This is a genomic window from Oxalicibacterium sp., assembly GCF_057353965.1.
Genome location: NZ_JBMQZD010000001.1, coordinates 756,453 through 781,347, shown reverse-complemented (window position 1 = coordinate 781,347; position 24,895 = coordinate 756,453). Strand labels below are relative to the sequence as shown.

Annotated in this window: 28 protein-coding genes; 16 read left to right on the top strand and 12 right to left on the bottom strand. The window is 58.0% G+C overall.

Annotated elements, in window-relative coordinates; all coding sequences use genetic code 11:
• Positions 1 to 73 precede the first annotated feature (73 nt).
• The 10 genes from aceF (at position 74) to ACO1VH_RS03785 (ending at position 7,712) form a co-directional block, all read left to right on the top strand.
• Positions 74 to 1,459, top strand: coding sequence for a dihydrolipoyllysine-residue acetyltransferase (gene aceF / locus ACO1VH_RS03830; protein WP_486242580.1), 1,386 nt, complete (start codon positions 74 to 76; stop codon positions 1,457 to 1,459).
• 11 nt (positions 1,460 to 1,470) lie between these two features.
• Complete coding sequence (locus tag ACO1VH_RS03825; protein WP_486242579.1) at positions 1,471 to 2,040, top strand: MFS transporter; 570 nt, start codon at positions 1,471 to 1,473, stop codon at positions 2,038 to 2,040.
• 83 nt (positions 2,041 to 2,123) lie between these two features.
• Positions 2,124 to 4,301 (top strand): dihydrolipoyl dehydrogenase, encoded by a 2,178-nt coding sequence (lpdA, locus tag ACO1VH_RS03820; RefSeq protein WP_486242576.1) that lies wholly within the window; start codon positions 2,124 to 2,126, stop codon positions 4,299 to 4,301.
• Positions 4,302 to 4,569: 268 nt separating this feature from the next.
• Complete coding sequence (locus tag ACO1VH_RS03815) at positions 4,570 to 4,956, top strand: nuclear transport factor 2 family protein (protein ID WP_486242575.1); 387 nt, start codon at positions 4,570 to 4,572, stop codon at positions 4,954 to 4,956.
• 24 nt (positions 4,957 to 4,980) lie between these two features.
• A complete protein-coding gene (locus tag ACO1VH_RS03810; protein ID WP_486242573.1) occupies positions 4,981 to 5,256 on the top strand; it encodes a TehB family protein in 276 nt (91 codons plus the stop codon).
• Between the two features lie 220 nt (positions 5,257 to 5,476).
• Positions 5,477 to 5,719, top strand: coding sequence for a putative hemolysin (locus ACO1VH_RS03805; RefSeq protein ID WP_486242571.1), 243 nt, complete (start codon positions 5,477 to 5,479; stop codon positions 5,717 to 5,719).
• 21 nt (positions 5,720 to 5,740) lie between these two features.
• The gene (locus ACO1VH_RS03800; protein WP_486242569.1) at positions 5,741 to 6,292 is read left to right on the top strand and encodes a YdeI/OmpD-associated family protein; all 552 of its coding nucleotides are present in this window, start codon (positions 5,741 to 5,743) and stop codon (positions 6,290 to 6,292) included.
• A gap of 80 nt (positions 6,293 to 6,372) precedes the next feature.
• Entirely contained in the window at positions 6,373 to 6,786 is a 414-nt protein-coding gene (locus ACO1VH_RS03795) for a hypothetical protein (protein WP_486242568.1), read from the top strand.
• Positions 6,787 to 6,842: 56 nt separating this feature from the next.
• Positions 6,843 to 7,229 (top strand): hypothetical protein, encoded by a 387-nt coding sequence (locus ACO1VH_RS03790; RefSeq protein ID WP_486242566.1) that lies wholly within the window; start codon positions 6,843 to 6,845, stop codon positions 7,227 to 7,229.
• 84 nt (positions 7,230 to 7,313) lie between these two features.
• Entirely contained in the window at positions 7,314 to 7,712 is a 399-nt protein-coding gene (locus ACO1VH_RS03785) for a VOC family protein (RefSeq protein ID WP_486242565.1), read from the top strand.
• A gap of 63 nt (positions 7,713 to 7,775) precedes the next feature.
• On the opposite strand, the gene ACO1VH_RS03780 is transcribed toward ACO1VH_RS03785, so the two are convergent.
• The 3 genes from ACO1VH_RS03780 to ACO1VH_RS03770 form a co-directional block, all read right to left on the bottom strand.
• A complete protein-coding gene (locus tag ACO1VH_RS03780) occupies positions 7,776 to 8,276 on the bottom strand; it encodes a C40 family peptidase (protein ID WP_486242563.1) in 501 nt (166 codons plus the stop codon).
• Between the two features lie 4 nt (positions 8,277 to 8,280).
• Positions 8,281 to 9,483, bottom strand: a complete 1,203-nt coding sequence (locus ACO1VH_RS03775; protein ID WP_486242561.1) for an acetylornithine transaminase — start codon at positions 9,481 to 9,483, stop codon at positions 8,281 to 8,283.
• Positions 9,484 to 9,774: 291 nt separating this feature from the next.
• Positions 9,775 to 10,821, bottom strand: a complete 1,047-nt coding sequence (locus ACO1VH_RS03770) for a CDP-6-deoxy-delta-3,4-glucoseen reductase (RefSeq protein ID WP_486242560.1) — start codon at positions 10,819 to 10,821, stop codon at positions 9,775 to 9,777.
• Positions 10,822 to 10,838: 17 nt separating this feature from the next.
• On the opposite strand from ACO1VH_RS03770, the gene ACO1VH_RS03765 reads away from it, so the two are divergent.
• Positions 10,839 to 11,723, top strand: coding sequence for an SDR family oxidoreductase (locus ACO1VH_RS03765; protein WP_486242558.1), 885 nt, complete (start codon positions 10,839 to 10,841; stop codon positions 11,721 to 11,723).
• Positions 11,724 to 12,257: 534 nt separating this feature from the next.
• Complete coding sequence (locus ACO1VH_RS03760) at positions 12,258 to 13,043, top strand: TerC family protein (protein WP_486242557.1); 786 nt, start codon at positions 12,258 to 12,260, stop codon at positions 13,041 to 13,043.
• Positions 13,044 to 13,392: 349 nt separating this feature from the next.
• Here ACO1VH_RS03760 and ACO1VH_RS03755 read toward each other — a convergent pair whose 3' ends face one another.
• The 4 genes from ACO1VH_RS03755 to ACO1VH_RS03740 form a co-directional block, all read right to left on the bottom strand.
• Positions 13,393 to 14,613 (bottom strand): MFS transporter, encoded by a 1,221-nt coding sequence (locus ACO1VH_RS03755; protein ID WP_486242556.1) that lies wholly within the window; start codon positions 14,611 to 14,613, stop codon positions 13,393 to 13,395.
• A 239-nt stretch (positions 14,614 to 14,852) separates the two neighbouring features.
• Entirely contained in the window at positions 14,853 to 16,661 is a 1,809-nt protein-coding gene (tfpB, locus tag ACO1VH_RS03750) for a type IV pilus assembly ATPase TfpB (RefSeq protein WP_486242554.1), read from the bottom strand.
• Positions 16,662 to 16,744: 83 nt separating this feature from the next.
• Complete coding sequence (locus ACO1VH_RS03745) at positions 16,745 to 17,566, bottom strand: spermine/spermidine synthase domain-containing protein (RefSeq protein WP_486242552.1); 822 nt, start codon at positions 17,564 to 17,566, stop codon at positions 16,745 to 16,747.
• A 29-nt stretch (positions 17,567 to 17,595) separates the two neighbouring features.
• Positions 17,596 to 18,111 carry a DNA-deoxyinosine glycosylase gene (locus ACO1VH_RS03740; protein ID WP_486242551.1) on the bottom strand — a complete coding sequence of 172 codons (516 nt, stop codon included), beginning with the start codon at positions 18,109 to 18,111 and terminating at the stop codon, positions 17,596 to 17,598.
• A gap of 78 nt (positions 18,112 to 18,189) precedes the next feature.
• Between ACO1VH_RS03740 and ACO1VH_RS03735 the strand changes: the two genes are divergently transcribed.
• The 4 genes from ACO1VH_RS03735 (at position 18,190) to ACO1VH_RS03720 (ending at position 20,181) form a co-directional block, all read left to right on the top strand.
• Positions 18,190 to 18,939: an SDR family oxidoreductase gene (locus ACO1VH_RS03735; protein ID WP_486242549.1), complete on the top strand. Its 750-nt coding sequence runs from the start codon at positions 18,190 to 18,192 to the stop codon at positions 18,937 to 18,939.
• Between the two features lie 98 nt (positions 18,940 to 19,037).
• Positions 19,038 to 19,541: a hypothetical protein gene (locus ACO1VH_RS03730; protein WP_486242548.1), complete on the top strand. Its 504-nt coding sequence runs from the start codon at positions 19,038 to 19,040 to the stop codon at positions 19,539 to 19,541.
• An 11-nt stretch (positions 19,542 to 19,552) separates the two neighbouring features.
• Positions 19,553 to 19,969: a nuclear transport factor 2 family protein gene (locus ACO1VH_RS03725; protein WP_486242546.1), complete on the top strand. Its 417-nt coding sequence runs from the start codon at positions 19,553 to 19,555 to the stop codon at positions 19,967 to 19,969.
• Positions 19,966 to 20,181, top strand: coding sequence for a hypothetical protein (locus tag ACO1VH_RS03720; RefSeq protein ID WP_486242545.1), 216 nt, complete (start codon positions 19,966 to 19,968; stop codon positions 20,179 to 20,181). The genes ACO1VH_RS03725 and ACO1VH_RS03720 overlap by 4 nt, the downstream gene beginning before the upstream one ends.
• 64 nt (positions 20,182 to 20,245) lie before the next feature.
• On the opposite strand, the gene ACO1VH_RS03715 is transcribed toward ACO1VH_RS03720, so the two are convergent.
• The 5 genes from ACO1VH_RS03715 to htpG form a co-directional block, all read right to left on the bottom strand.
• Positions 20,246 to 20,692 carry an SRPBCC family protein gene (locus ACO1VH_RS03715; RefSeq protein WP_486242543.1) on the bottom strand — a complete coding sequence of 149 codons (447 nt, stop codon included), beginning with the start codon at positions 20,690 to 20,692 and terminating at the stop codon, positions 20,246 to 20,248.
• Between the two features lie 155 nt (positions 20,693 to 20,847).
• Positions 20,848 to 21,543 (bottom strand): class I SAM-dependent methyltransferase, encoded by a 696-nt coding sequence (locus ACO1VH_RS03710; RefSeq protein ID WP_486242541.1) that lies wholly within the window; start codon positions 21,541 to 21,543, stop codon positions 20,848 to 20,850.
• Between the two features lie 52 nt (positions 21,544 to 21,595).
• Entirely contained in the window at positions 21,596 to 22,126 is a 531-nt protein-coding gene (locus ACO1VH_RS03705; RefSeq protein WP_486242540.1) for an FUSC family protein, read from the bottom strand.
• Between the two features lie 74 nt (positions 22,127 to 22,200).
• The gene (locus tag ACO1VH_RS03700; protein ID WP_486242538.1) at positions 22,201 to 22,653 is read right to left on the bottom strand and encodes a GNAT family N-acetyltransferase; all 453 of its coding nucleotides are present in this window, start codon (positions 22,651 to 22,653) and stop codon (positions 22,201 to 22,203) included.
• 92 nt (positions 22,654 to 22,745) lie between these two features.
• Positions 22,746 to 24,659 (bottom strand): molecular chaperone HtpG, encoded by a 1,914-nt coding sequence (gene htpG / locus ACO1VH_RS03695; RefSeq protein ID WP_486242537.1) that lies wholly within the window; start codon positions 24,657 to 24,659, stop codon positions 22,746 to 22,748.
• Positions 24,660 to 24,895 lie beyond the last annotated feature (236 nt).

Sequence of the window (24,895 nt, the reverse complement as noted above, 5' to 3'; positions counted from 1 at the left end):
GTGCGCGTTACACGTCTGGCGCCTGCTTCCCCGCAGTCATTGATGGCAGTACGCAAACAAGCGGAGAAAAATAATGAGCATGGTGGAAGTCAAGGTCCCGGATATCGGCGACTTCAAGGAAGTCGAAATCATCGAGCTGCTGGTCAAACCTGGCGATACGGTCAAGGCCGATCAGTCGCTGATCACTGTCGAATCGGACAAGGCCAGTATGGAGATTCCGTCGAGCCACGCTGGCGTCGTCAAGGAATTGAAAGTCAAGCTGGGCGACAAGGTCGGCGAAGGTTCGTTGATCCTGCTGCTGGATGCGGCGGAAGACAAGGCAGCTGCTCCGGCAGCAGCAGCTCCGCAGGAAGCGCCAGCAGCGCCGGCCGCTCCTGAGCCGGCAGCGCCGAAAGCGGAGCCGGCGCCGCAACCTGCGCCAGCACCGGCGGCTGCACCGCAACCCGCCGCTCCTGCGTCTGCTCCTGTCGCAACAACTCCGGCACCGCAGGCAGCGCCTGCAGCCGAATGGAGCGCGGGCGCAAGCAAGGCCCACGCTTCGCCGTCGGTGCGCAAGTTCGCACGTGAACTCGGTGTCGATCTCGGCAAGGTTGCCGGTTCCGGCCCGAAAGGCCGCATCACGCAACAGGACGTGCAGAGTTATGTAAAGGGTGCGTTGGCTGCCGGTCCGGCTGCTGCAGCCCCTGCAGCAGCATCGGCAGCAAAAGTCGAGGGCGGCGGACTGGGTCTGCTGCCATGGCCATCGCTGGATTTCTCGAAGTTCGGCCCGACCACCATCGAACCGCTGTCGCGCATCAAGAAGATCAGTGGCCCGAACCTGCATCGCAACTGGGTAATGATCCCGCACGTCACGCAATACGACGAAGCGGATGTCACTGAACTGGAAGCGCTGCGCAAGGAAAGCAACGACAAGCTGGCCAAGTCCGGTGTCAAGCTGACGCTGCTGGCTTTCGTCATCAAAGCCTGCGTCGCCGCGTTGAAGAAACAGCCGGAGTTCAACTCGTCGCTCGATGAGAAGGGCGAGAACCTGATTCTCAAGCAGTACTACCACATCGGCTTTGCAGCCGACACGCCGCATGGCCTGGTAGTGCCTGTTGTGAAAGACGCCGACAAGAAATCGGTTACCGAGATCGCGCGCGAAATGGGCGAACTGTCGGCACAGGCACGTGAAGGCAAGCTGAAGCCGGCCGACATGCAGGGCGCGACCTTCACGATTTCGTCGCTGGGCGGTATCGGCGGCACCTACTTCACGCCGCTGATCAATGCGCCTGAAGTGGCGATCGTCGGCCTGTCGAAGACGCAGATGAAGCCGGTCTGGGACGGCAAGCAGTTCGTGCCGCGCCTGATCCTGCCGCTGTCGCTGTCGTACGACCATCGCGTGATCGACGGTGCGCAGGGTGCACGCTTCGTCACCTACCTGAGCGAGGTGCTGGGCGATCTGCGCAAGTCGCTTCTGTAAAGGGGTTGCGCATGACTACCTGCGTCGTCGTCAAGAAGAACAACGAGATTGCGATCGCCTGCGATTCGCTGGTCACCTTCGGCGATACGCGTCTGTCGTATGCGTACGAAGAGAACAACAAGATGTTCCAGATCGGCGATTCGTACGTCACGCTGGCAGGTACCGCTGCGCACTTTCCGGTCATGCGCAAGCTGCTGACCGGCATGGGCGAGGATTGCAAGCTTGATACGCGCGATGAAGTTTTCGATACGTTCAGCAAAGTGCACCAGATCCTGAAGGAGCAATATTTCCTGAACACGAAAGAGGAAGAAGACGACCCGTACGAATCGTCGCAGATTGCCGCACTGGTCGCCAATCCGCACGGCATCTACGGCGTCTATTCGTATCGCGAAGTCTTCAGCTTCGATCGTTTCTGGGGCATCGGCAGCGGCCGCAATTTTGCATTGGGCGCGATGTATGCAGTGTACGAAGGCAAGGCCACTGCGCGCGAAATCGCCGAGATCGGCGTGCATGCCGGCGCGGAATTCGACAAGAGTTCGGCAGGGCCGTTCCAGATCGTCAGCTTCCCGATAAAGGCCTGAGTGCCGTACGGGAAAAGAGAATCAAACAACATCAGACTGTCGGTTCGCGAGCGAAACGGCAGGACAACAACGGAGCAAAAGCGATGAGCACGATTGAAGTGAAAGTCCCCGATATCGGCGATTTCAAGGACGTGGAAGTGATCGAAGTGCTGGTCAATGTCGGCGATACCGTCAAGGCGGATCAGTCGCTGATCACCGTCGAATCCGACAAGGCCAGCCTGGAAATTCCGTCCAGCCATGCGGGCGTCGTCAAGGAACTGAAGATCAAGCTCGGCGACAAGGTTTCGGAAGGCTCGTTGCTGCTGATCCTGGAAGGCGAGGAAGCGGCAGCAACTCCGGCGGCGCCATCTGCGCCTGCTCCGACTGCTCCGACTGCTGCTGCACCGCAGGCCGCTGCCGCTGCGCCCGCAACGACACCGGCTCCCGCCCCAGCGCCCGCATCGCCTGCGGCGCCAGCACAGGCTGGCGGCACAGTCGAAGTCACGGTGCCGGACATCGGCGACTTCAAAGAAGTGGAAGTGATTGAATTGCTGGTCAACGTCGGCGATACGATCAAGGCAGATCAATCGCTGGTAACGGTTGAGTCCGACAAGGCCAGCATGGAGATTCCGTCGAGCCATGCCGGCGTCGTCAAGGCATTGAAGATCAAGTTGGGTGACAAGGTTTCCGAAGGTTCGCCATTGCTGACGCTGGAAGTCGCAGCAAGCGCGCCCGCTGCCGCTGCACCTGCGGCTGCTTCAGCCGCGCCGGCCCCGACGGCAACGCCGTCGGCTCCTGCCCCTGCACAACCGAAAGCAGCCGAAGCAGCGCCTGCGCCGGCCAATTTCAGCGGCAAGGCCGATATCGAATGCGACATGATGGTGCTCGGTGCCGGTCCTGGTGGCTATTCGGCTGCCTTCCGCTCCGCGGATCTCGGCATGTCCACTGTGCTGATCGAGCGTTACTCGACGCTGGGTGGTGTCTGCCTGAACGTCGGTTGCATCCCGTCGAAGGCATTGCTGCACGTCGCAGCCGTCATCGACGAGACGGCTTCGATGGCTGCGCACGGCGTCACCTTTGGCAAGCCGCAGATCGATATCGACAAGCTGCGCAGCTACAAGGAAAAAGTCATCGGCAAGATGACGACGGGCTTGGCCGGCATGGCGAAGATGCGTAAGGTCAACGTGCTGCAGGGCGTCGGTACCTTCGTTGGCACCAATCACATTGAAGTCGCGATGGCCGACGGCAGCAAGAAGACCGTGCAGTTCAAGCAGGCGATCATCGCTGCCGGCTCGTCGGTCGTGAACCTGCCGTTCATTCCGCAAGACCCGCGTATCGTCGATTCGACCGGTGCGCTGGAATTGCGCACCGTGCCGAAGCGCATGCTCGTCATCGGCGGCGGCATCATCGGCCTGGAAATGGCGACTGTCTATTCTACGCTGGGTGCACGCATCGACGTCGTCGAAATGATGGACGGCCTGATGCAGGGCGCGGATCGCGACATGGTCAAGGTCTGGCAGAAATTCAACGAAAAGCGTTTCGACAAGGTCATGCTGAAGACAAAGACCGTCGCTGTCGAAGCGCTGAAGGAAGGCATCAAGGTCAGCTTCGAAGCAGCCGATGCGTCCGTCACCGCGCCGGAGCCGCAACTGTACGACATGGTGCTGGTTGCAGTCGGCCGCAGCCCGAACGGCAAGAAGATCGGCGCGGAGAAGGCCGGTGTGGCAGTCACCGATCGTGGTTTCATCGAGGTCGACGCGCAGATGCGTACCAACATCCACCACATCTACGCGATCGGCGATATCGTCGGCCAGCCGATGCTGGCACACAAGGCTGTGCACGAGGCGCACGTGGCCGCTGAAGCCGCTGCCGGCGAAAAGTCCTACTTCGATGCACGCGTGATTCCGTCGGTTGCCTATACCGATCCGGAAGTCGCCTGGGTCGGCATCACCGAAGACGAAGCCAAGATCAAGGGCATCAAGCTGGAGAAAGGCCTGTTCCCGTGGGCAGCTTCCGGCCGCGCCGTGGCGAATGGTCGTGACGAAGGTTTCACCAAACTGTTGTTCGATGCCGAGACGCACCGTATCGTCGGCGGCGGCATCGTTGGCACGCATGCCGGCGACATGATCGGCGAGATCGCGCTGGCGATCGAGATGGGTGCTGATGCAGTCGATATCGGCAAGACGATTCATCCGCATCCGACGCTGGGGGAATCGATCGGGATGGCGGCGGAAGTGTTCGAAGGCGTGTGTACCGATTTGCCACCGGCAAAGAAGAAGTAAGAGCGAGAATGATGAAGAAAGCGGCGCAGATGCGCCGCTTTTTTATTGCGGCGTGGCTAGAAGATAATCGAGTGGGTTCATACTCTTCGGACCGTGAGCTAGCATGGAAAAAAAGCCATCATGCATGGGCAGTGCTACAGCAAATAGGGTGAGACTCGTCCCGGCTTGCCATATAGCCTCGCCTTAGTACTTCAACGAGCTGTCAATACAGTGCAGACTAAGCAATTTGGTATCCGGACTTAATCAATCCCGATTTCAGGAGTGTCGTATGTCGCCAAAGCAACTGGTGCAGGAATGGGTATCTCGCTTCAATTCGGCAGATATTGAAGGGCTGGCTTCGCTTTACGCTCCCGATGCCACGAATCATCAGGTGGTCATGGAACCACTGTTGGGGCGCGAGGCAATCCGGCAGATGTTTCTGACGGAATTCAGTCGCGCACAGATGACCTGCATCGTGGAAAATATCTTTGAAGATGGCGAATGGGCAATTCTGGAGTGGCGCGATCCAACCGGCCTTCGCGGTTGTGGATTCTTTCATGTTCAGAACAACCAGATCGTCTTTCAGCGTGGTTATTTCGACCAACTGTCATTCTTTCGGCTTCAAGGCATTCCCGTTCCGGAACGTTACCTTGGATCTGGCAACGCACTGGGATGACACTTCAACGTTAGAAGGAAAGAGATGAAGCAGTTACCCAATCATGTTGTTCCATACAAGAGGACGCCTGAATTCACGGAGGAAAGCGTGCCTGCAGGCCTTCTACATGCACACCAAACCAAAGATTCGGTATGGGCAAAAATAGTGGTGCTCGAAGGTCGACTGCAGTACACAATCAACGAGCCTGAGCCGGAAGTGATCGTTCTTGATGAATCCGTCCATGGTGTTGTTGAGCCCACCGTTTTGCATGAGGTGAAGCCGCTTGGAAAAGTACGGTTTTACGTGGAATTTCATCAGTAGTCGTTTCCAGCAGTGTCGTCAGTGGATTCCTGCGAAGATGAAGATTTCATCAGGCTGCTATTCATGTCGGGATGCGTCGCATCGTTGGTCTGCATGCAGATGACATGATCGGCGGATTGCACTTCGATATGGCACCATGTTTCATGCTTCGACCGCTGCTGCAATGATATGTCGCATCAACTTGTTGCACTTCTTTTACTTTTGAAAAAGGAGCAAAGTGATGGCTATCCCCCGCCTGATTTTTTGCAGCCTGACGTTTCTCGTTCTATGTGCATGCTCTCGACCGCCGATTGAAAGCAAGTCTGTCGAGATGGCGAATCCTGCATCGGAATACTGTGCCAAATTGAATGGCCGCGTTGAAATATTGAAGCACAAGGATGGAAGCGAATACGGCATGTGCCATTTGCCGGATGGAACATCAATTGAAGAATGGCAGCTCTTCCGCAGAGATCACAAGGAATAATTTCATAATCCTGGATCGACAATGACAAAAGGCAGCGCAGCATCTCGATTCGAGGCAAGATTGCTTCGCCCGGCGGCATCGAGCGACGATAATTCCTGGGCTTTTGTGATTTTGCCCAAGGATGTCAGCGCCACACTTCCCCGGCGTGGCAGGACGACTGTGAATGGCGTTATCAACGATTATGCTTTCCAAGCCACTCTTGAACCGGATGGGCAACGCAGTCACTGGCTGCGATTGGATCAGGAATTGCTTGATGCTGCCGGTGTGCATGCCGGAGATGTTGCGACGTTTGCGATGACGCCTGTGGAGTGTGAGCCGGAGCCGGAAGTCCCGCCGGATTTGCAGCAGGCATTGGATGCTTCACCTGAAGCGCTGGTCGGCTGGAGTGCCACTACGACGATTGCGCGTTTGGATTGGATACACTGGATTACTTCGGCTAAGCAGGCGAAAACGCGTGTGCAACGAATCAATAATGCCTGCAGCATGCTTGCCTCTGGCAAGCTACGGGTTTGCTGTTTTGATCCGTCCGGCTACTACAGCAAGGCGTTCGGCGCTCCCAAAGCGGCGGGCTAAGGCGATCAGTCACGGTTTTCTATACGTACAATTTCGTCGCTTATTCTTTTATTTTTAACGTTATGCACAAGCAGTCACCGTTGAAACCGGTTATTCAGGAAGAACCGACAGGATGCGGCATTGCAGCTGTTGCCAATCTTTTGGGAAAGACCTATTCGGAGATGAAGACCGTCGCAAATGCGATGGGTATTCATGCCTCCGATAAATCGCTGTGGTCGGATACGCAATATGTTCGGCGCATGCTGTCCAACGGTGGCGTTGAAACCTCCGGGAACGAAATACCTTTTGTTTCCTGGAGTGCCTTACCCGATTTGGCATTGTTATCCATCAAACATCATCAGGAAGAGGGCCGAAATTTCTGGCATTGGGTTGTGTTCAAACGTGTAGATGATCGATCTTTCGTGCTGGATTCAGCCAGTTACCTTCCTTCGAATATTCGTACGGACTTCGATGCAATGCAGCCCAAGTGGTTTATAGAAGTCGAGGCTGCATGATCATTCAATCCGGTCGATCTGCATAAATAGACGCGGTATTTCCAGCGGTAGACACTATGAGAAAGCAATACCACTTTCGACACAGCGATGAAGGGTTGCGTGCCTGGGATGTCGATAAACTGATTCGCCTGACGAAAGGAATGAAAGCCGACGAAGTCTTGCTAAGCGCCATCGGCGAACTGGATGAGCCTTATTGGTACGACGCCGAGGGCGACACACCCACATGCAGATCGATTACAGATCACATGCGCCTGGTTCAAGCCGCAAATCTGGCCTACCCGATTATTCTTTGCCCCGAAGGGAGGGTAATGGACGGCATGCATAGAGTGGTGAAAGCGCTGCTGGAAGGCCATGACTTTGTCCGTGCTTATCGCTTGCCGATACTGCCGGAGCCGGATTACATAGGCGTTCATCCGGATGATTTGCCGTACGATGAAGCGTGACATTCAGGCGATGCCAATCGCCGCTCTGCCAAGTGAATCATCGGCAAGATATCTCAACGCATCTTTCGAATATCGAGGCATTCTATGGCAACACTCAGACCATTTCTGATGTTTCAGGATGGAACCGCGCAGGCTGCGCTGGATCTGTATTTCGCCACGTTTCCTGATTCCCGCGTGGTACAGGCCGAGCGTTATGTTGAAGGCGAATCGGGACCCTCGGGAACGATCAAGGTTGCTACATTCTCGCTTTGCGGACGGGAGTTCATGTGCTCCGATAGTCCGGTCAAGCACAACTTCTCCTTTACGCCTTCGAGTTCCATTTTCGTGGAGCTTGATTCGGTAACTGAGCTGGAGCGTGTATTCGGTATCTTGTCGGAAGGCGGCCAAATCCTGATGCCACTGGACAATTATGGCTTCAGCCAGCGATTCGGCTGGATCAATGATCGGTTTGGTGTTTCCTGGCAGCTTAACTACGCCGGTTAGACTGTCATGTAAAAAGTGTTTGGCGCTCTTCCGCAGTTCTACATCACGTGAAGCGTTGAATGTTCAGTAGAAATACGTACGCGCCATTTCGAATCGCTTCGCAAAGTAGCGGTTGTCCATGCGTTCGATACGCACCTTGCCGCGGCTGGATGGCGCATGAATGAACTTGCCGTCGCCGATATAGATGCCGACGTGCGAGAACGAGCGGCCCAAGGTATTGAAGAAAACGAGATCGCCGGGACGCAGGTCGCGCTTTTCGATCTCGCGTCCACGCTTGGCGATATCTGCCGCGCTGCCAGTGACGCGCAGGTCGGCGGCTTCACGAAAGACATACGACACCATTCCGCTGCAATCCAGTCCCGCTTCCGGATTCTTGCCGCCGAAGCGGTAGCCGGTATCGATCAGGCCGAGTGAGAAGAAGATGATGTTGTCGCGTTTGGCGGCGATTTCCGGCGTGTCGGGTGGTGGCGCCAGCGGTGCGGTGCCGCAGGCGGCGACGAGAAGGGCGACCGCCACGCTCAGCAACGTGGCACGCAGGCGGAGCAGGGCGGTCATGAACGTCATCGGATCAGCAGCCCAGATCGGTCAGCACGCCGGACAACAATGCAATCATCTGATCCAGCTCTTCGGTCGTCACGTTCAGCGACGGCATGAAGCGCAGCAGGTCGGGACGCGGTGAGTTCAGCAGCAGGCCGACCGGCTGCAGATCGCGCGCCTTGTCGACGATCTGCGGGCCGATATCCTTGCCGAGTTTCAGCGCGCGTAGCAGGCCTTCGCCACGTTCGCCGGCGAGGCCGTGCTTGTCGGACAGTTTCGTCAGTTCGCGGCCCAGGTAATCGCCCTTGTCCTTCACCGATTGCAGGAAGCCGGGCGCCAGCAGCGTGTCGGTGACGGCGACACCGACGGCTGTCATCAGCGGATTGCCGTTGTAGGTGCCACCCTGTTCGCCGGCTTCGAAGACGGCGATTTCTTCCTTCGCTAGCAGCGCGGCCAGCGGCACACCGCCGCCGATGCCTTTGCCCAGCGTCATGATGTCCGGCTCGATGCCGGAGAGCTGATAGGCGAACATTTCGCCGCAGCGGCCCATGCCGGTCTGCACTTCATCGACGATCAGCAGCAGGTTGTGTTTTTTCGTCAGTGCGCGCAATGCCTGCATGAATTCGCGCGTGGCGGGTAGCACGCCCGCTTCGCCCTGCACCGGTTCCAGCATCACGGCGACGGTCTTGTCGGTGATGAGTTGTTCGACGCTGGCGATGTCGTTCAACGTCGCTTTCAGGAAGCCCGGCACCTGCGGCGCGAAGATCGTATCCCAGCCGGCCTTGCCGCTGGCGGACATTGCGGCGATCGTGCGGCCGTGGAAGCTGTGGTCGAAGGTGATGATCTCGTAGCGGTTTTCGCCGGCGGCGTTCTTGTTGACCTTGCCCCATTTGCGCGCGAGCTTGAACGCGCCTTCGTTGGCTTCGGCGCCGCTGTTGGCGAAGAACACGCGATCGAAGCAGGAATGGTCAGCCAGCAGCGTGGCCAGCTTGATCGACGGTTCGTTGTAGAACGCCGGCGACGGGTTGATCAGTTTCTTCGCCTGCGCGTTCAACGCATCCTGAATGCATTGCGGCGAGTGGCCGAGGCAGTTGACGGCCCAGCCCTGCAGGTAGTCGAGATAGCGCTTGCCGTTGTTATCGGTCAGCCACATGCCTTGCCCTTCGACGCAGACGAGCTGCGGGCGGTTGGTGATGTACATCAGGTTGTCGACGGCATACTGGCTGAATTCCATTACGGATACTCCTGAGCGAATGAGTGAGAGCGAAACTACTGAAAAACGATACTAAAAAAAAAGCCACAGGATTGCCTGTGGCTTCGTGATCGGCAAATGCTTACACGCACGGCATCCAGTGCTGAGGCAGCGGGAGACGGCGTCGCAAGTGTCTGGCGGTCATGTTCATGCAGGCATGGTAAGGCGTTTCCCACGGGGCGTCAAAAGGTTTCCCCGCAAGTGTTGCAGATGACCGTTGCGTTACTTTGGCGGGGTTACTTTCTTCTGTATTACTTCTTCCGCATTATTTCTTTATTGCTCGTCCGAGACCACGCCTTGTGCCATGTCGGCTTCCGACGTGAAGGCATCCGCGTAGAACTCTTCGGCCGGTAGCTTGCATTGCGTGGCGAAGTCGTTCCGTGCGGCATCGACCATGGCTGGTGCGCCGCAGGCGTAGACCTGATGGCCGGACAGATCGGACAGGTCTTCCATCACGGCGTAGTGGACGAAGCCGACGCGGCCGCTCCACTGGTCTTCCGGCTGCGCGTTCGAGATGACCGGCACGTAGCGGAAGCCCGGAATCGTGCGTGCCCACTCCTCGCACAGCGCATGCATGTAGAGATCCTTTGGCCGGCGGCCGCCCCAGTACAGCGTCATCGGCCGTTTGCTGCCGGCATGCTGCGCCTGCTCGACGATGGCCTTGATCGGTGCGAAGCCGGTGCCGGATGCAAGCAGCACCATCGGCTTGTCTGATTCCTCGCGCAGGAAGAAGGTGCCCATCGGGCCTTCGAAGCGCAGGATTTCGCGCTCCTTCATCGTGTTGAAGACGTGATCGGTAAAGACGCCGCCCGGCATATGGCGGATGTGCAGCGTGATCTGTTCGTCCAGATGCGGCGCATTCGCCAGGCTGTAGCTGCGGCGCTTGCCGTCCTTCAGCATGAATTCGATGTACTGGCCGGCGCGGTATTGCAGGCGCTCGCTGGCGGGAAGCTGCAGCGAAATCACCATCACGTCGTCAGCGATTTTCTCCATTTTGGCGACGCGCGTCGGCAGTTTCTTGATCGGGAATTCACCGACGCCGAGCACCTCGCGCGCTTCGAGTTCGATGTCGCTGTGCGGATGCGCACAGCAGAAGAGGGCGAAGCCCTGCTTCACATCGTTCGGCGGCAGGGCTTTCTGCTGATGCGGTGCGTGCGTCACGTCGCCGGACAGCACCAGCCCCTTGCAGGTGCCGCAAGCGCCATTCTTGCAGCCGTAGGGCAGGCCGACGCCGGCGCGGATCGCGGCATCGAGGATGGTTTCGTCTGCTTCGCAGGGGAATTGCCGACCGCTCGGCTTAACGGTGATCTGGAACGTCATACAATCCGGTCATGAAAATGCAAAACAAAAACATTGCGGGGAAAACAGGCAAGCCGCGGCTGCTGGTTCTCGGTTGCGGCGATGTCGGCATGCGCCTGCTGCCGCTGTTGCGGGACAGGTTTCGCATCTTTGCCGTGACGACGCAGGAAGAGCGCCGTCAGGCTTTGCGCGACGCCGGTGCAATCCCGGTGATCGCCGATCTGGACCGGCCGGCGACGCTGGCACGCATTGCACGCGTGGCGCCGGCGATCGTGCATCTGGCGCCGCCGCAGTCGGACGGCAGCATCGATCGCCGCACCCGCAATCTGGCCGCCATTTTACCTGACGGGGCGAGGCTGGTTTATGTCAGCACGTCGGGCGTGTACGGCGATTGCGCCGGTGCGCGAGTGGATGAGACTCGTCAGCCGCATCCGCGCAACGCGCGTGCTGTGCGGCGTGTCGATGCGGAAAAGGTCTTGCGCGCCTGGGCAAAGCGTGCGCACGGACGGCTGGCGATCCTGCGCGTGCCGGGCATTTACGGCGAGGATCGCCTGCCTGTGGAGCGTCTGAAGAACGGTACGCCGGCATTGCGACAGGAGGATGATGTCTATACGAACCATATCCATGCGGACGATCTGGCGCGGATCATCGTCGCAGCGCTGTTCCGGGGTGCGCCGTGTCGCGTCTACCACGCCGTCGACGATTCCGAGATGAAGATGGGCGACTATTTCGATGCGGTGGCCGATGCAAAGGAGCTGCCGCGGCCGCCGCGTTTGCCGTTCGACGCGTTGCGGCAACAGGTGTCGCCGATGATGCTGTCTTTCATGTCTGAATCGCGGCGCCTGTCCAACCGGCGCATGAAAGAGGAGCTGGGCGTGCGTTTGCTTTACCCAACGGTTTGTAGTGCCCTGCAGAAACAATAAGAATTCGTTAAAAAATTATTATAAAAATAACGAATCTCACTTCTGATTTCTTCAAAAAATATTCCTCCTTATACGAGGAATACCTCATCTTTTTCTTCCTTCTGCACAGCTTCTGGACTATGCTGAATCGACGGATTGAGGATTCAATATATTGAATTTATTGATATTTTTTGTTGTTTGGTGAATGGTCTGACCCTGTAATTGCTCTGTTTTTATCCTGAATAGCTCTTAAATTATTCGGTTTTTATGGATAAAACTAACGCTAAAATCGATTTTCTACGAAGTTAAGATTGCGTTAAAGTTTCCCCGTCTGCCGAGTGCAGTGATTCATGGAAAGCAAGGAGGGGCGATGTAGGAGTCGGCTTGTTGCGATCGAGTGAATGAGGAGACCCGACAGTCTTGCCGCGATATCACCTATGCGGCCAGCAAAGATCGGTGGCAGGAATAGGGCGCAAAACAGAAGGGCACAAGCAGAGGCATAAAACACGTGTTCTTCATCAGCGTCCTTCATCAACCAATTAAATAGAGAGCATTATGGAATTTCTACAAGTTTTCACCACGCCGGAAGCATGGATTGCACTGGCAACCCTCGCGATGCTGGAAATCGTGCTGGGTGTCGACAACATCATCTTCATTTCGGTGCTGGTCGATCGCCTGCCGAAACATCAGCAGCAAAAGGGCCGCATCATCGGTCTGGGTCTGGCGATGATCACGCGTATCCTGCTGTTGCTGAGCCTGTCCTGGATGATGAGTCTGGTCGAACCGGTCTTCACGATCGGTGGAATGGGCTTCTCCGGACGCGATCTGATTCTGTTCTTCGGTGGTCTGTTCCTGCTCTATAAAGCTGCCGTTGAAATCAAGGAACTGATGGCTGGCGGCCATGAAGAAGAGAGCAGCAAGGAGGTCTCTGTCAAGAAGGCAACGTTTGGCATGGTGCTGCTGCAGATTGCGATCATCGATATCGTGTTCTCGCTGGATTCGGTGATTACCGCAGTGGGCATGGTCAAGGAAGTCGAAATCATGATCGTTGCCATCATGATCGCGGTCGGTATCATGATGTTCTCGGCCAAGGCGATCGGCGAGTTCGTCAATAAATACCCGAGCATCAAGATGCTTGCACTGTGCTTCCTGGTGATCGTGGGTGCCGTGCTGGTGGCTGAAAGCCTCGAGTTCCACATCCCGAAAGGCTACATCTACGGTGCCATGGCCTTCTCGCTGGTGGTTGAACTGTTCAACATCCGCATGCGTCGCAATCACAACCTGGCTGTGTGCGATGTGCCAGAACATCAGGTTGGCCATCAACAGAACGTGCCTGCGTAATGCAGTAACGCATGAGTTTGTTGTCTCTTGAGTGACGCGCGGGATCGATTCCCGCGCATTGAAAGGCACCTCGCATGAGGTGCTTTTTTTTCGCCTATTTATTGGAAGAAACGGCGTTATCTCATTCGCCGTAGCGGTGCTAGAGACTGGGTTCGGCTGCTGCTGATGCCTGGCGCGGCACAGCGTGAAAATGAACTGATGCAGCAGCGCCGTACGGCGGCACTATCAGCCGGATCGATCTGCTGAAGGATTTCGTCTTCCTGCATGAAGGCCTGGGCCCGGGATGGAAAGCGGCATCGACAGGCGCCAAGCCGGCCGATGCTCCCTGATACTGATTCAAATGACATGCTTAACTGTGCTGCGGTTTCAGAAACGGCGCAGCCGCCAGCATCAGCAATGCGACGCCGACCAGCAATGCAAACGGAACGGTGAAGCTGCCGGTCACGTCACGCAGATAACCGGTCAATAAAGGGCCGGTTGCTGCAATCAGATAGCCGACCGTCAGGTTGAAGGCATTCCAGCGATTGGCTTCGTCGGCGGTGTGCGTATTGTCCAGCGGCAGCGTCATCGCCAGCGTGAAGGCCGCACCGAGTCCGATCGCGCACAGCGGCAGCCAGACAAACGGCAGCGCATCGGGGGCGGCGACGAGGCCGATCAGGCCGATGGTCGTCACTGCCGCTGCGCCGGCCAGCCACAGGCGGCGATCCGTCGATTTGCTGAAGATGCCAACCAGCGGACTGGAAAACATGAAGGCGATCGTGAAGCTCGCCAGCACAAGTCCGGCCGTGGCGGCACTCAGGCCGGTTTCCTGATACATCGGCGCAGTCCACGTCAGCACCGAATAGAAGAGGAAATTGACACCAGCGAAATACAACGCAATCAGCCATGCCGTTTTGTTGCGGAACGGCAGGCCGGCGAAAATCGATTTCGCGGGCGCCGTGCTGACGACTTTCTGTTCATGCCGTGTCGCAAACCACCAGACGATCATCGCGACGATGCCGAAGATGCTCCAGATGCCGGTCGATGTCCGCCAGCCGAGACCTGCAGTCTGTGCCAGCCAGCCTGTCGTGCCGGCCGACAGTGCGCTGCCGACGGAAATCGCCGTTGTGTAAAGTCCCATGATGAATGCCACGCGCGTGGCGAAGCGTGTCTTGATCAGGCCCCCGAACAATGCACCGGCAATCGCGATGCCGGCGCCGACGCCGACCGTGCTGCCGAGCAGCGTGGCGGTGTTCGGCGAGAAGGCGCGCGCAATCATCGCGATGCACAGCACGCCGAGAGCCAGCTGCAATACCGGGTTGACGCCGAAGCGGCGCACCAGCCACGGCGTCGGCAAGGCCAGCATTCCCATCATCAGATCGGGAATCGATGTCATCAGCGACGCAATCGTATGCGACAGGCGGAATTCGTCGATGATGGTCGGCAGTACCGGACCGATTGCGGTGATGCCGGGGCGCAGATCGATGGCGACCAGAATGATGGCAAAGATCAGCAGCAGCTGGCTGCGTGCCTTTGTCTGGTCACCCGCAGCGACTGCCGTGTGCGTGGAAGGTTGAATATCGGACTGCATGTTGTGCTCCCTGTTGATCGTGATTGGCAAGCCGCACAAAGAGGCGGATGCCGTCGATGGCGACGACATGCAAGCATTTCAACAGGCGTGCGTATCAAGGATATGTCGGGAAAGGCGCTCGGATACACGACGATACAAATCGGATATGAACAAAAAAGGCAGGCTTCACCAAGGAGCCTGCCTTTTTTCGACGTTATGTGATGCGCGTCTTGTACAGCCGGATTGTGTTCAGCGAAGCATTAGCCTTGCGCCGACGTCACCTTCAGCACTTCTTCCACCGTCGTCACGCCTTCGACGACCTTCAGCGCGCCGGCCAGCCGCAGCGGTTTCATACCGTCGGCGATGCTTTGCTTCTTCAAGGCATGAATGTCGGTCTCGGCCTTGATCAGTTTCGAGAACGGCTGCGTGACCGTCAGCAGTTCGTACAGGCCGGTGCGGCCGCGGTAGCCGGTCTGCCGGCATTCGGGGCAGCCGACCGGGCGATAGATGGCGGCCGGCTTCGGGATATCCCAGCCTTCGACTAGGTTGGTCCACACGTCGTCGAGAATTTCGCCATCCGGCGTCTTGCAGTGCACGCACAGCGTGCGCGTCAGACGCTGCGCCATGATGCCGATCAGCGTCGATTCCAGCAGGTAGTAGGGCACGCCCAGTTCCAGTAGCCGCATCACGGCCGATGGTGCGTCGTTGGTATGCAGCGTGGACAGTACGAGATGGCCGGTCAATGCGGCCTGGATCGCCATCTCGGCGGTTTCCAGATCGCGGATCTCACCGACCATGATGATGTCCGGGTCCTGCCGCATTAGCGCGCGCACGCCGTCGGCGAACGACAGGTCGATGCCGTGCTGTACCTGCATCTGGTTGAATGAACCTTCGACCATCTCGATCGGGTCTTCCACCGTGCAGACATTGACTTCGCTGGTCGCCAGCGCCTTCAGCGTCGTGTACAGCGTGGTCGTCTTGCCGGAACCGGTCGGACCGGTGACGAGAATGATGCCGTGCGGCTGCTTGGTCAGATGATCCCAGCGCGTGGCGTCATCCGGCGGGAAGCCGAGTTCCGGCAGCGATTTGACGACGACGTCCGGATCGAAGATGCGCATCACCAGCTTTTCGCCGAAGGCGGTCGGCATCGTCGACAGTCGCAGTTCGATTTCCTGTCCGCTGTTGGTGCGCGTCTTGATGCGACCATCCTGTGGACGGCGTTTCTCGATCACGTCCATGCGGCCGAGCAGCTTGATGCGGGCGGTCATCGCCAGCATCACCGACGGCGGCACCTGATAGACCTGATGCAGCACGCCGTCGATGCGGAAGCGGATCGCGCAGAATTCGCGCTTGGGCTCCAGATGAATGTCGGAAGCGCGCTGCTCGAATGCGTACTGCCACAGCCAGTCGACGATGTTGATGATGTGCTGGTCGTTGGCATCGACTTGCTTGCTGTTGCCGAGCTCGACCAGCTGTTCGAAATTGTTGCGCAGTGCGACGTCCTGGCCGTTCAGCTTCTTCGCACCCTTGATCGATTTTGCCAGCGCGAAGAACTGTGTCGTGTACTGCGCGATGTCGAGCGGATTGGCGATCACGCGGCGGACGGCGCGGCGCGAAATCTTCGCGATCTCCGGTTCCCATTCGTTCATGAACGGTTCGCAGGTGGCGACCACCAGTTCGGTCGGCGTCAGCTCTACCGGCAGGATGTGGAAGCGCGTCGCATAGGAGGCGGACATCACGTCGGCCACCTTGGTGAAATCGATCTTCAGAGGATCGATGCGGAAGAACGGCAGCTTCACTTTCCTGGCCAGCCATTCGGTCAGCCAATCTAGCGTCAGCGGGCGCGGTGGCTCGGTGATCGATGTCAGCTTGCACTGCGCGACGGCGACCAGCGGATGCATGCCGGTCGGCGCATTCTTGTAGATCGCCTGTGCTTGCGTGTAGAAGCCCTTGACGTCATCCTTCGCAAGGATGCCGTCGGCCAGCAGCCAGGTGAAGATCTGCTGCAGATCCAGTTTCTTTGCGACGGATTTGCCGGCGGATGCCGGTACGGTGGAAGCGGTGGGCATGGCGGACCTGCGGAATGAACGGTTCGGCCGATGCTAGCACATGGCCTGCGCGGCGTGCAGTCCGTTGCGGCGAGCGCGGCAGCCTATTGTTGCGCTTGCCACGCCTTGATGCCGTTGACCCAGGACTTGGCCGGCAGCTTGGTAGCGGCGGTGATCTGCGCGGCGCGTTCGTACAGCGCGGGAATGTCCAGCGTCGGCGTCGTGTTGAAGGCGATCGCGACCACGTTGCCTTCATGGACTTCCGGCAGCGTGATGACGGTATCGAACGCATAGTGCATCGCGCTCAGGTTCTTCGCATAGCTCGGATGATCGCCGAACAGGTTGACCGTCATGATGCCATCCGGTGTCAGGCAGTTCGCGCAGGCTTGGTAGAACTCGGGCGTATCCAGCACCGGGCCGCGTGCGGTGGCGTCGTACAGATCGACCTGCAGCGCATCGACGCGGCCGTGGTTGGCGGCGTCGTTGACGTATTCCAGCGCATCCATCTCGATCACGTTGAGCCGTTCGTCATTCGGCGGCAGCTTGAACATCGACGCGCAGATCATGAGGACGGCCGGATTCAGGTCGATCGCGGTGACGCGCGCTTCCGGAAAACGCCGATACGCGAACTTGGTCAGTGCACCGGTGCCGAGGCCGAGCTGCACGACATGCTGCGGTTTTTCGGTGAACAGCATCCACGCCATCATCTGCTGCGCGTATTCCAGTTCGATCCAGTCCGGCTTGGAGACGCGCATCGCGCCCTGTACCCATTCCGTGCCGAAGTGCAGGTAGCGCACGCCGAACTGCTCCGACAGCGTCACCGGTGCGAATTTCACGGTGCGCGGTGGCTTCATGGGAACGGGTTTCTTGCCGGGGCCGCTCTTGCGGTTGGCGTCTGCTTCGATGGACTTGCGTTTGATCAGCATGGAATCGGTGGAGATTTGTTAAACAACGTTCAAAACTGCGCGATGATACCGCGCCATTGCACCAGCTTGTTTTCAAAGTTCATCGCCGCATAGGCCGGCGACGAGGATGGCAGGACCAGCGTGTCGAATCCTGCCACCGCGAACAGCGGCGCCTGTTTGCCGGATGTCTTGCCGTTGAAACAGACGCGGCGCAGCGCCGGACACAGATGCTTCAGTTGCGCGAAATCGTTGTGCTGCGCCTCGCGGATCGCGCTGTCGAGGCTGCCTTCGCGCGCGCAGGCGGCGATCACGTCCCACAGGCCGATGCGATGCGCACGCAAGCGCACAAGCCTTTCTTCGTATGGCAGGGCGACGAGGTTTTCGTCCAGTATCGCGGACAGCAGCGGCCAGAACTGGTTGCGCGGATGCGCATAGTATTGCTGTGCAGCCAGTGAAGCCTCGCCGGGGAAGCTGCCGAGAATCAGGATGGCAGTGTGGTTATCGATGACAGGCGGAAAGCAGACCAGCGGGGAAGCAGGTGACGACGGTTGGCGGGCGGCAGGCATGCTGGTATTTTAATGCAGGCATTACCGTGCCAGACCGCCCATGCGGACAGCGGAGAATACCCTTCACTCGGAGACTACATGGACAGGAAAATCATCATCATCACCGGCGGCAGCCGCGGCATCGGCGCGGAAACCGCGGCGCTGGCGGCCAGCGACGGCTATGCCGTCTGCATCAGCTATCTGCACAACCGCGATGCCGCCGAAGCGGTAGTGGAAAGCATCACGCGCGACGGTGGCGATGCGATGGCAGTGCGGGCCGACGTGGCGGTCGAAGCGGACATCCTCAACATGTTCGACAAGGTCGACCGCCAGTTCGGTCCGCTGACGGCGTTGGTCAACAATGCCGGTATCCTGGAAAAGCAGATGCGCGTGGACCAGATGGATGTCGCGCGCATGCAGCGCATCTTCACCACCAACATCATCGGCAGCTTCGTCTGTGCGCGCGAAGCCGTCAAGCGCATGTCCACCCGTCATGGCGGCAAGGGCGGTGCCATCGTCAATATCTCATCGATAGCAGCGCGTGCGGGCGGCCCCGGCGAATACGTCGACTACGCAGCGTCGAAAGGCGCGATCGACACGCTGACCATCGGTTTGGCGAAGGAAGTCGCCACCGAAGGCATCCGCGTCAATGGCGTGCGGCCCGGCGTCATCTACACTGAAATTCATGCCAGCGGCGGCGAACCGGATCGCGTCGAACGTGTCAAAACGGCAGTGCCGATGCAGCGCGGCGGCCAACCGGCGGAAATCGCCGAAGCCGTCATGTGGCTGCTGTCGGACAAGGCCTCCTATACGACGGGCGCGCTGCTGGATGTGACGGGCGGCCGATAAAAATAATCGGCCGGGAGCGGGCAATGGCGTTGGCGGCCGATTTCTTGTTGGGTTTTGCGCAGGCATTCTGATTCAGGATAAAACGGAGGCGGAATATCATGAAACGAATCACTTTCCTGTTCCGCCTGATCCATGGCCTGATGGCACTGTTCTTTGCCTGTGCGGCGCTGATGCTGATCGCCATTTCCGGTCGGCTCGGCTGGATTGCATTTGCCGGCAGCCGCGATGCCGCTGCAGCGCAAGTCATTATCGAAGCGGTCGGCTGGCTTGCCGCTGCGGTCGTGGCGCTGCAGATTGCTGAAACCATTCTCGAGGAAGAAGTCGTCCGCAATGCGGATATCAGCGCACCGACTCGGGTGCGTCGTTTCCTGTCGCGATTCTTCGTCGTCGTCATCGTCGCGCTCGCGATCGAAGGACTGGTTGCCACGTTCAAGGCGCTGCATGACGATCCGACGCACTTGCCATATGCCGCCAGCATCATCGTCGGCACCGGTGTGTTGTTGGCCGCATGGGGATGGTTCGTCTATCTGAATCGTGCGGTGGAAAAGCTCGAGCCGGAAGCGATGGAAGAAGCGAAGAGGGAAGACAGTAAACTCAAATAAGCGAGGGAGCGATGGAAGACGACGCATTCAAACCAGTCACGCCTGCCGCCTGCAAGGCTGTGATGGACGAACTGTCCAGGCACGAGCCGGTTTTTCATCGACCGGAGTTCGGCACGACGCGCAGCGATTTCGAAGCGATCATCACCGACGATTTCTGGGAGATCGGCGCATCGGGCAATATCTACAGCCGCGACTACATTCTGGATGTGCTGGAAAAGCGGCACGGCGATGGAGAATACAAAGAGGATTGGGAAACGAACGATTTTCACTGCAGCCGGATCGCAGAAAACCTGTATCTGGTGAGCTATACGCTGAGGCTGCATGGCCGCTTCAGCAGAAGAACGACGCTATGGCATCGCACGCAAGACGGCTGGAAAGCCGGTTTTCATCAGGGAACGCCTGTTAAAGAACAAGGAGAAACACAATGATCAGGCTGATCGGCATTGCACTCATCGTCGCCGGCACGCTGGGGCTGGTATACGGCAGCTTCAGTTACACGAAGGAAACGCATCAGACCAAGATCGGACCGCTCGAGTTTTCGCTGAAGGAAAAGGAAACGGTCAACGTGCCGGTGTGGGCTGGCGCGGGTGGAATTGCCGTCGGCGTGCTGCTGTTGCTGGTCGGCGGCAGGAAACGATAAGACAGAAAGCGGGGGACGCCGGCCGATCTGCGGCGTTCCTCTTCAATGAAAATGCGTGTAGCGTCTAACCCTGAATATCCGGCTCGACCAGCGTGGCGAGCTGCGCCAGCGATTCCTGCCAGCCCAGGTAGCACATCTCCACCGGAATGACTTCGGGAATGCCGGCCTGCACGATGTGCAGTTCCGTGCCGCACGATACAGATTTCAATTTCACGGTCACTTGTATTTCGCCCGGCAGATTCGGATCATCGAACTTGTCGGTATAGCGCAGCAGTTCGTTCGGCACCAGTTCCAGATATTCACCTCCGAACGCGTGTTCCTGCCCGTTGGAGAAATTGCGGAACGACATGCGGAATGTGCCGCCTACCTTTGTATCCATCTGATGCACCGTGCAGGTGAATCCGTATGGCGGTAGCCATTTTGCGACGGCAGCCGAATCGAGGAATGCTCGATAGAGCTTCTCGGGTGTCGTTTTCAGAACGCGATGCAGTTCGACTGTTCCTGTTGCCATGATGAAGCCTCCTGTGATGAAGAGCGATCAGCCTGCATGATGAAGCGGCAGCGGGCCTTTCACAAGTATTTCGCGCATTTTCCGAATTCGGCTTGCCGGGCGGCAGCGTTTGTCCGTCATCAATGTTGGATAGAGCGTTGCAACTCGTTGCGTTATCAGGCGCGAATGGAATACCACGCACGGATCAAACCGGCCTGGAAGAGCGGAAAGGACGACCGGAAGCCGCCATCCGCAATGATGGCTTCGATATCCTGCGCCGTTGTGACGGCGACGTCCCTGCCGTAGCCGGCGCGCAGGCGTTCAACGTCTTCGGGTGACACGTTCGCACCGCGCATCAGGCGCAGCCATACCTTCAGCATGTCTGCATAGGCAGACGACCGGATATCGGCCGACAGATCGGAACTGACCAGAATGCCGTCGGGATGCAGCCTTTGTGCGATCGCGCGGAAGAAGTCCGTTCGCGTCTTGCGTTCCAGTAGAAACTGCGAGACCAGCAGAGCCGTGGCGCAATGAAACGATTGCGTGCCGGAAAGCGAGTCGAGATAGCCTTCATGGAAGGTGCAGCGATTCGTCATGCCGAGCTCTTCAGCGCGCTGTCGGCATACCGCCAGCATGCCGGATGACGGTTCGACGGCAGTAAAGTGCCATTCCGGGAATTGCCGTGCCAGCGAGAACATCTCGCTGCCGGTTCCGACGCCTACGCACAGCATGCTGGCATCTTCCGGCAAATCGGCAAACACCGCAGCCATCAGCAGATGCAGCGTTTCCCGCAGTGGCGCCAGCTTGTGCCATTGCTGATCGTACGACGCCGCCTGTTGATCGAAAATTTTCTGTATTTCTTCCGGTTGCATTGGCTCTCCTGACAGGGGATGTTTTCAAGGCGATTGCAGGCAAACGGAATCTCTACGATTCTTCCATGTTGTCTGTCTGAATGTTGCGCTCCCGCCATTTCTGAAACTGCACATATACCGCTCCCTGCAGCAGCGCCACGATGCTGCCGATAATGACTTCCGCCACGCGCAACAGCGCCAGATGCAATTCCTCATGTACGCCGCTACCGGTGAAGGCAGCGGACAGCAGGATCACGACGGTGATGGGGCCCAGCCGCCAGTTGCTCGGATAGTTCTGCCACAGCATCGCGATGGCGACGGTGACGATCATCGCGATCAGCATGGCATGAAAAGTGGGGCCGAACACCAGCAGCGAGAGGCAGGCGACGATGGCGCCGGTGATGGTGTTGATCAGGCGCGCCTTGAAATTGGCACGCGCGAGATTCATGTCCGGTTCGGTGACGATGATCAGAGAGATCATTGCCCAGTACGGTTCCTCGAAGCCGAGCCGGGGCAGGCCGTACCAGAGGATCAGCGAGCCGCACAGGATCTTGATGATGTAGACCAGTGCGTTCTTTTTCGGGCTGATGAATTCAAATGACATGCCTGAAATGATGCTTCTATGGGAGAAGATGGATGTCGGAACCGTATTGTCGCAGGAATTGCCGGTGTTTATCTCTACTTGTCCGCGGCGGAGGCATCCAGCTTCATGTGCAGGATGGGATAGGGTTTCCCCTGGCTGTCGAGCGGCGAACGATCGATGACGATGAATCCGACATGCCGGTAGAAGTCGACGGCCTGAGAATTCTGTTCGTTAACGTCGACCAGCGAACACTGCAGTTCAGCAATTGCATGGGCGACCAAAGCCTTGCCGATGCCTTTGCCGCGCATGGCGGGATCGATGAACAGCATTTCGATTTTGCCGTCGTATGTGCCGATGAATCCCCTGATCACATTCTGTACATCGACATACGCGCGCAAGGTGACGGCGGGAAGCCATTCATTCAGCAGGCGAGGCCGCAGTTCGTCGATATACGCTGCCGGCAGAAAATGATGCGTCGCCTTGACCGAGGCTTCCCATAACTCGATCAAAATGGGGAATTCGGTGATGGAAACTTCACGAATAGACATGTGATGACAAGAAACAGTGATTGATGTAATTGACGGGATGTCGAAATAAAAAACCGCGCCTTATGACGCGGTTTTTGCCACCATGGAAGCGATTATTTCCCCGCCATGCCGAGCAGCATGTCGTTCAATCGCTTCACGAATCCCGCCGGATCGGCCAGATTGCCGCCTTCCGCCAGCAGCGCCTGATCGAACAGGATGTTGGACCAGTCGTCGAACTTCGTGTCTTCGTATTTAAGGCGTTGCACCAACGGGTGGTCTGGATTGATTTCCAGAATGGGTTTGCTGTCCGGTGCATTCTGTCCTGCTGCCTTCAGCATGCGCACCAGATTAGCGGACAGTTCGTGCTCTTCCGCAACCAGGCAGGCGGGCGAATCGGTCAGGCGGAAGGTGATGCGTACATCCTTGGCCTTGTCGGCCAGCGACGTTTTCATCTTCTCGACCAGTTCCTTGTACTGCTCTTCGGTTTCCTGATGCTGTTTTTTCTCGGCTTCGTCTTCGAGCTTGCCAAGATCGAGATCGCCTTTGGCGACAGACGTCAACTCCTTGCCGTCGAAGTCTTCGAGGAAGGACAGCATCCATTCATCGACGCGGTCGGTCAGCAGCAGCACTTCGATGCCTTTCTTGCGGAAAATTTCGAGATGCGGGCTGTTCTTCGCGGCGGCATAGGTTTCGCCGGTGACGTAGTAGATCTTGTCCTGGCCTTCCTTCATGCGGCCGACGTAATCGGCGAAGGAGACGTTCTGCACGTCGCTGTCGTTATGCGTGGAGGCGAAACGCAGCAGCTTGGCGATGCGTTCCTTGTTGGTGTGGTCTTCGCCGATGCCTTCCTTCAGCACCTGGCCGAATTCGGTCCAGAAGGTGGCGTACTTTTCCTTCTGCTCCTGTTCGTCGCTGTTGGCGAGTTCTTCCAGCATGCCGAGCACGCGCTTGGTCGAGCCTTCGCGGATGACTTTTACGTCGCGCGATTCCTGCAGGATTTCGCGCGAGACGTTCAGCGGCAGGTCGGCAGAATCGATCACGCCCTTGACGAAGCGCAGATAGACCGGCATCAATTGTTCCGCATCGTCCATGATGAACACGCGCTTGACGTAGAGCTTGATGCCGCCGCGCTTGTTGCGATCCCACAGGTCGAACGGCGCTTTCGCCGGGATGTACAGCAACTGCGTGTATTCGCTGCGGCCTTCGACGCGGTTGTGCGTCCAGGTCAGCGGCTCGCCGAAATCGTGCGAGACGTGCTTGTAGAACTCGACGTACTGTTCCGGTGTGATGTCGTTCTTGCTGCGTGCCCACAATGCGCTGGCCTGGTTGACGGTTTCGAGTTCGTCCTTGACGACGGTGTCTTTCTTTTCCTCGTCCCATTCCTCTTTCTGCATCACGATCGGCAGCGAGATGTGGTCGGAATACTTGCGGATGATGGATTTGATCTTCCACGACGACAGGAAATCGTCCTCGCCTTCGCGCAGGTGCAGCGTGATATCGGTGCCGCGGTTCGGTTTGTCGATTGCTTCGACGGTGAAGTCGCCGGCGCCGGTCGATTCCCAGCGCACGCCTTCATTCGCCGGCAGGCCGGCGCGGCGCGATTCGACGGTGATGCGGTCGGCGACGATGAAGCCGGAGTAGAAGCCGACGCCGAACTGGCCGATCAGCGCCGCATCCTTTTGCTGGTCGCCGGAGAGTTTGGAGAAGAATTCCTTGGTGCCCGATTTGGCGATGGTGCCGAGATGCTCGATGGCGTCTTCGCGCGACATGCCGATGCCGTTGTCGCTGATCGTAATCGTGCGCTTTTCCTTGTCGAAGGTGACCTTGATCTTCAGGTCGGGATCGTTCTCGAACAGCGCGCCGTTGTTGATCGCTTCGAAGCGCAGCTTGTCCGCCGCGTCGGACGCATTGGAGATCAGTTCGCGCAGGAAGATTTCCTTGTTGGAATACAAGGAGTGGATCATCAGTTGCAGCAGTTGTTTTACTTCCGCCTGGAAGCCAAGGGTTTGCTTTTCGGATGCAGCCATTTTTTCCTCAGAGAGTTTGTTAAGTGATTGCGGGAATGTTTCGAGAACCGCTGGTTTTGAAGTCGATGTTGAAACCGATTTCCAAGCCGTTTCTGAAGCCGCTATTGTAGGCGAGGCCGGATGGCCGCCTGCATCGGAGGAAATACGGCAAGGCGGAAACGAAACGTTGCGTGGGAAGATAAGGACGGCAGCGGCGATTTTCAAGGCCAAGCCTTGCAGGCGTCGCCGCGGCTGTT

Excerpts from the sequence above, each read along its gene's own strand:
- aceF (WP_486242580.1), top strand. The coding sequence starts at position 74 with ATGAGCATGGTGGAAGTCAAGGTCCCGGATATCGGCGACTTCAAGGAA.
- ACO1VH_RS03825 (WP_486242579.1), top strand. The coding sequence starts at position 1,471 with ATGACTACCTGCGTCGTCGTCAAGAAGAACAACGAGATTGCGATCGCC.
- lpdA (WP_486242576.1), top strand. The coding sequence starts at position 2,124 with ATGAGCACGATTGAAGTGAAAGTCCCCGATATCGGCGATTTCAAGGAC.
- ACO1VH_RS03815 (WP_486242575.1), top strand. The coding sequence starts at position 4,570 with ATGTCGCCAAAGCAACTGGTGCAGGAATGGGTATCTCGCTTCAATTCG.
- ACO1VH_RS03810 (WP_486242573.1), top strand. The coding sequence starts at position 4,981 with ATGAAGCAGTTACCCAATCATGTTGTTCCATACAAGAGGACGCCTGAA.
- ACO1VH_RS03805 (WP_486242571.1), top strand. The coding sequence starts at position 5,477 with ATGGCTATCCCCCGCCTGATTTTTTGCAGCCTGACGTTTCTCGTTCTA.
- ACO1VH_RS03800 (WP_486242569.1), top strand. The coding sequence starts at position 5,741 with ATGACAAAAGGCAGCGCAGCATCTCGATTCGAGGCAAGATTGCTTCGC.
- ACO1VH_RS03790 (WP_486242566.1), top strand. The coding sequence starts at position 6,843 with ATGAGAAAGCAATACCACTTTCGACACAGCGATGAAGGGTTGCGTGCC.
- ACO1VH_RS03785 (WP_486242565.1), top strand. The coding sequence starts at position 7,314 with ATGGCAACACTCAGACCATTTCTGATGTTTCAGGATGGAACCGCGCAG.
- ACO1VH_RS03780 (WP_486242563.1), bottom strand. The coding sequence starts at position 8,276 with ATGACGTTCATGACCGCCCTGCTCCGCCTGCGTGCCACGTTGCTGAGC.
- ACO1VH_RS03775 (WP_486242561.1), bottom strand. The coding sequence starts at position 9,483 with ATGGAATTCAGCCAGTATGCCGTCGACAACCTGATGTACATCACCAAC.
- ACO1VH_RS03770 (WP_486242560.1), bottom strand. The coding sequence starts at position 10,821 with ATGACGTTCCAGATCACCGTTAAGCCGAGCGGTCGGCAATTCCCCTGC.
- ACO1VH_RS03765 (WP_486242558.1), top strand. The coding sequence starts at position 10,839 with ATGCAAAACAAAAACATTGCGGGGAAAACAGGCAAGCCGCGGCTGCTG.
- ACO1VH_RS03760 (WP_486242557.1), top strand. The coding sequence starts at position 12,258 with ATGGAATTTCTACAAGTTTTCACCACGCCGGAAGCATGGATTGCACTG.
- ACO1VH_RS03755 (WP_486242556.1), bottom strand. The coding sequence starts at position 14,613 with ATGCAGTCCGATATTCAACCTTCCACGCACACGGCAGTCGCTGCGGGT.
- tfpB (WP_486242554.1), bottom strand. The coding sequence starts at position 16,661 with ATGCCCACCGCTTCCACCGTACCGGCATCCGCCGGCAAATCCGTCGCA.
- ACO1VH_RS03745 (WP_486242552.1), bottom strand. The coding sequence starts at position 17,566 with ATGCTGATCAAACGCAAGTCCATCGAAGCAGACGCCAACCGCAAGAGC.
- ACO1VH_RS03740 (WP_486242551.1), bottom strand. The coding sequence starts at position 18,111 with ATGCCTGCCGCCCGCCAACCGTCGTCACCTGCTTCCCCGCTGGTCTGC.
- ACO1VH_RS03735 (WP_486242549.1), top strand. The coding sequence starts at position 18,190 with ATGGACAGGAAAATCATCATCATCACCGGCGGCAGCCGCGGCATCGGC.
- ACO1VH_RS03730 (WP_486242548.1), top strand. The coding sequence starts at position 19,038 with ATGAAACGAATCACTTTCCTGTTCCGCCTGATCCATGGCCTGATGGCA.
- ACO1VH_RS03725 (WP_486242546.1), top strand. The coding sequence starts at position 19,553 with ATGGAAGACGACGCATTCAAACCAGTCACGCCTGCCGCCTGCAAGGCT.
- ACO1VH_RS03720 (WP_486242545.1), top strand. The coding sequence starts at position 19,966 with ATGATCAGGCTGATCGGCATTGCACTCATCGTCGCCGGCACGCTGGGG.
- ACO1VH_RS03715 (WP_486242543.1), bottom strand. The coding sequence starts at position 20,692 with ATGGCAACAGGAACAGTCGAACTGCATCGCGTTCTGAAAACGACACCC.
- ACO1VH_RS03710 (WP_486242541.1), bottom strand. The coding sequence starts at position 21,543 with ATGCAACCGGAAGAAATACAGAAAATTTTCGATCAACAGGCGGCGTCG.
- ACO1VH_RS03705 (WP_486242540.1), bottom strand. The coding sequence starts at position 22,126 with ATGTCATTTGAATTCATCAGCCCGAAAAAGAACGCACTGGTCTACATC.
- ACO1VH_RS03700 (WP_486242538.1), bottom strand. The coding sequence starts at position 22,653 with ATGTCTATTCGTGAAGTTTCCATCACCGAATTCCCCATTTTGATCGAG.
- htpG (WP_486242537.1), bottom strand. The coding sequence starts at position 24,659 with ATGGCTGCATCCGAAAAGCAAACCCTTGGCTTCCAGGCGGAAGTAAAA.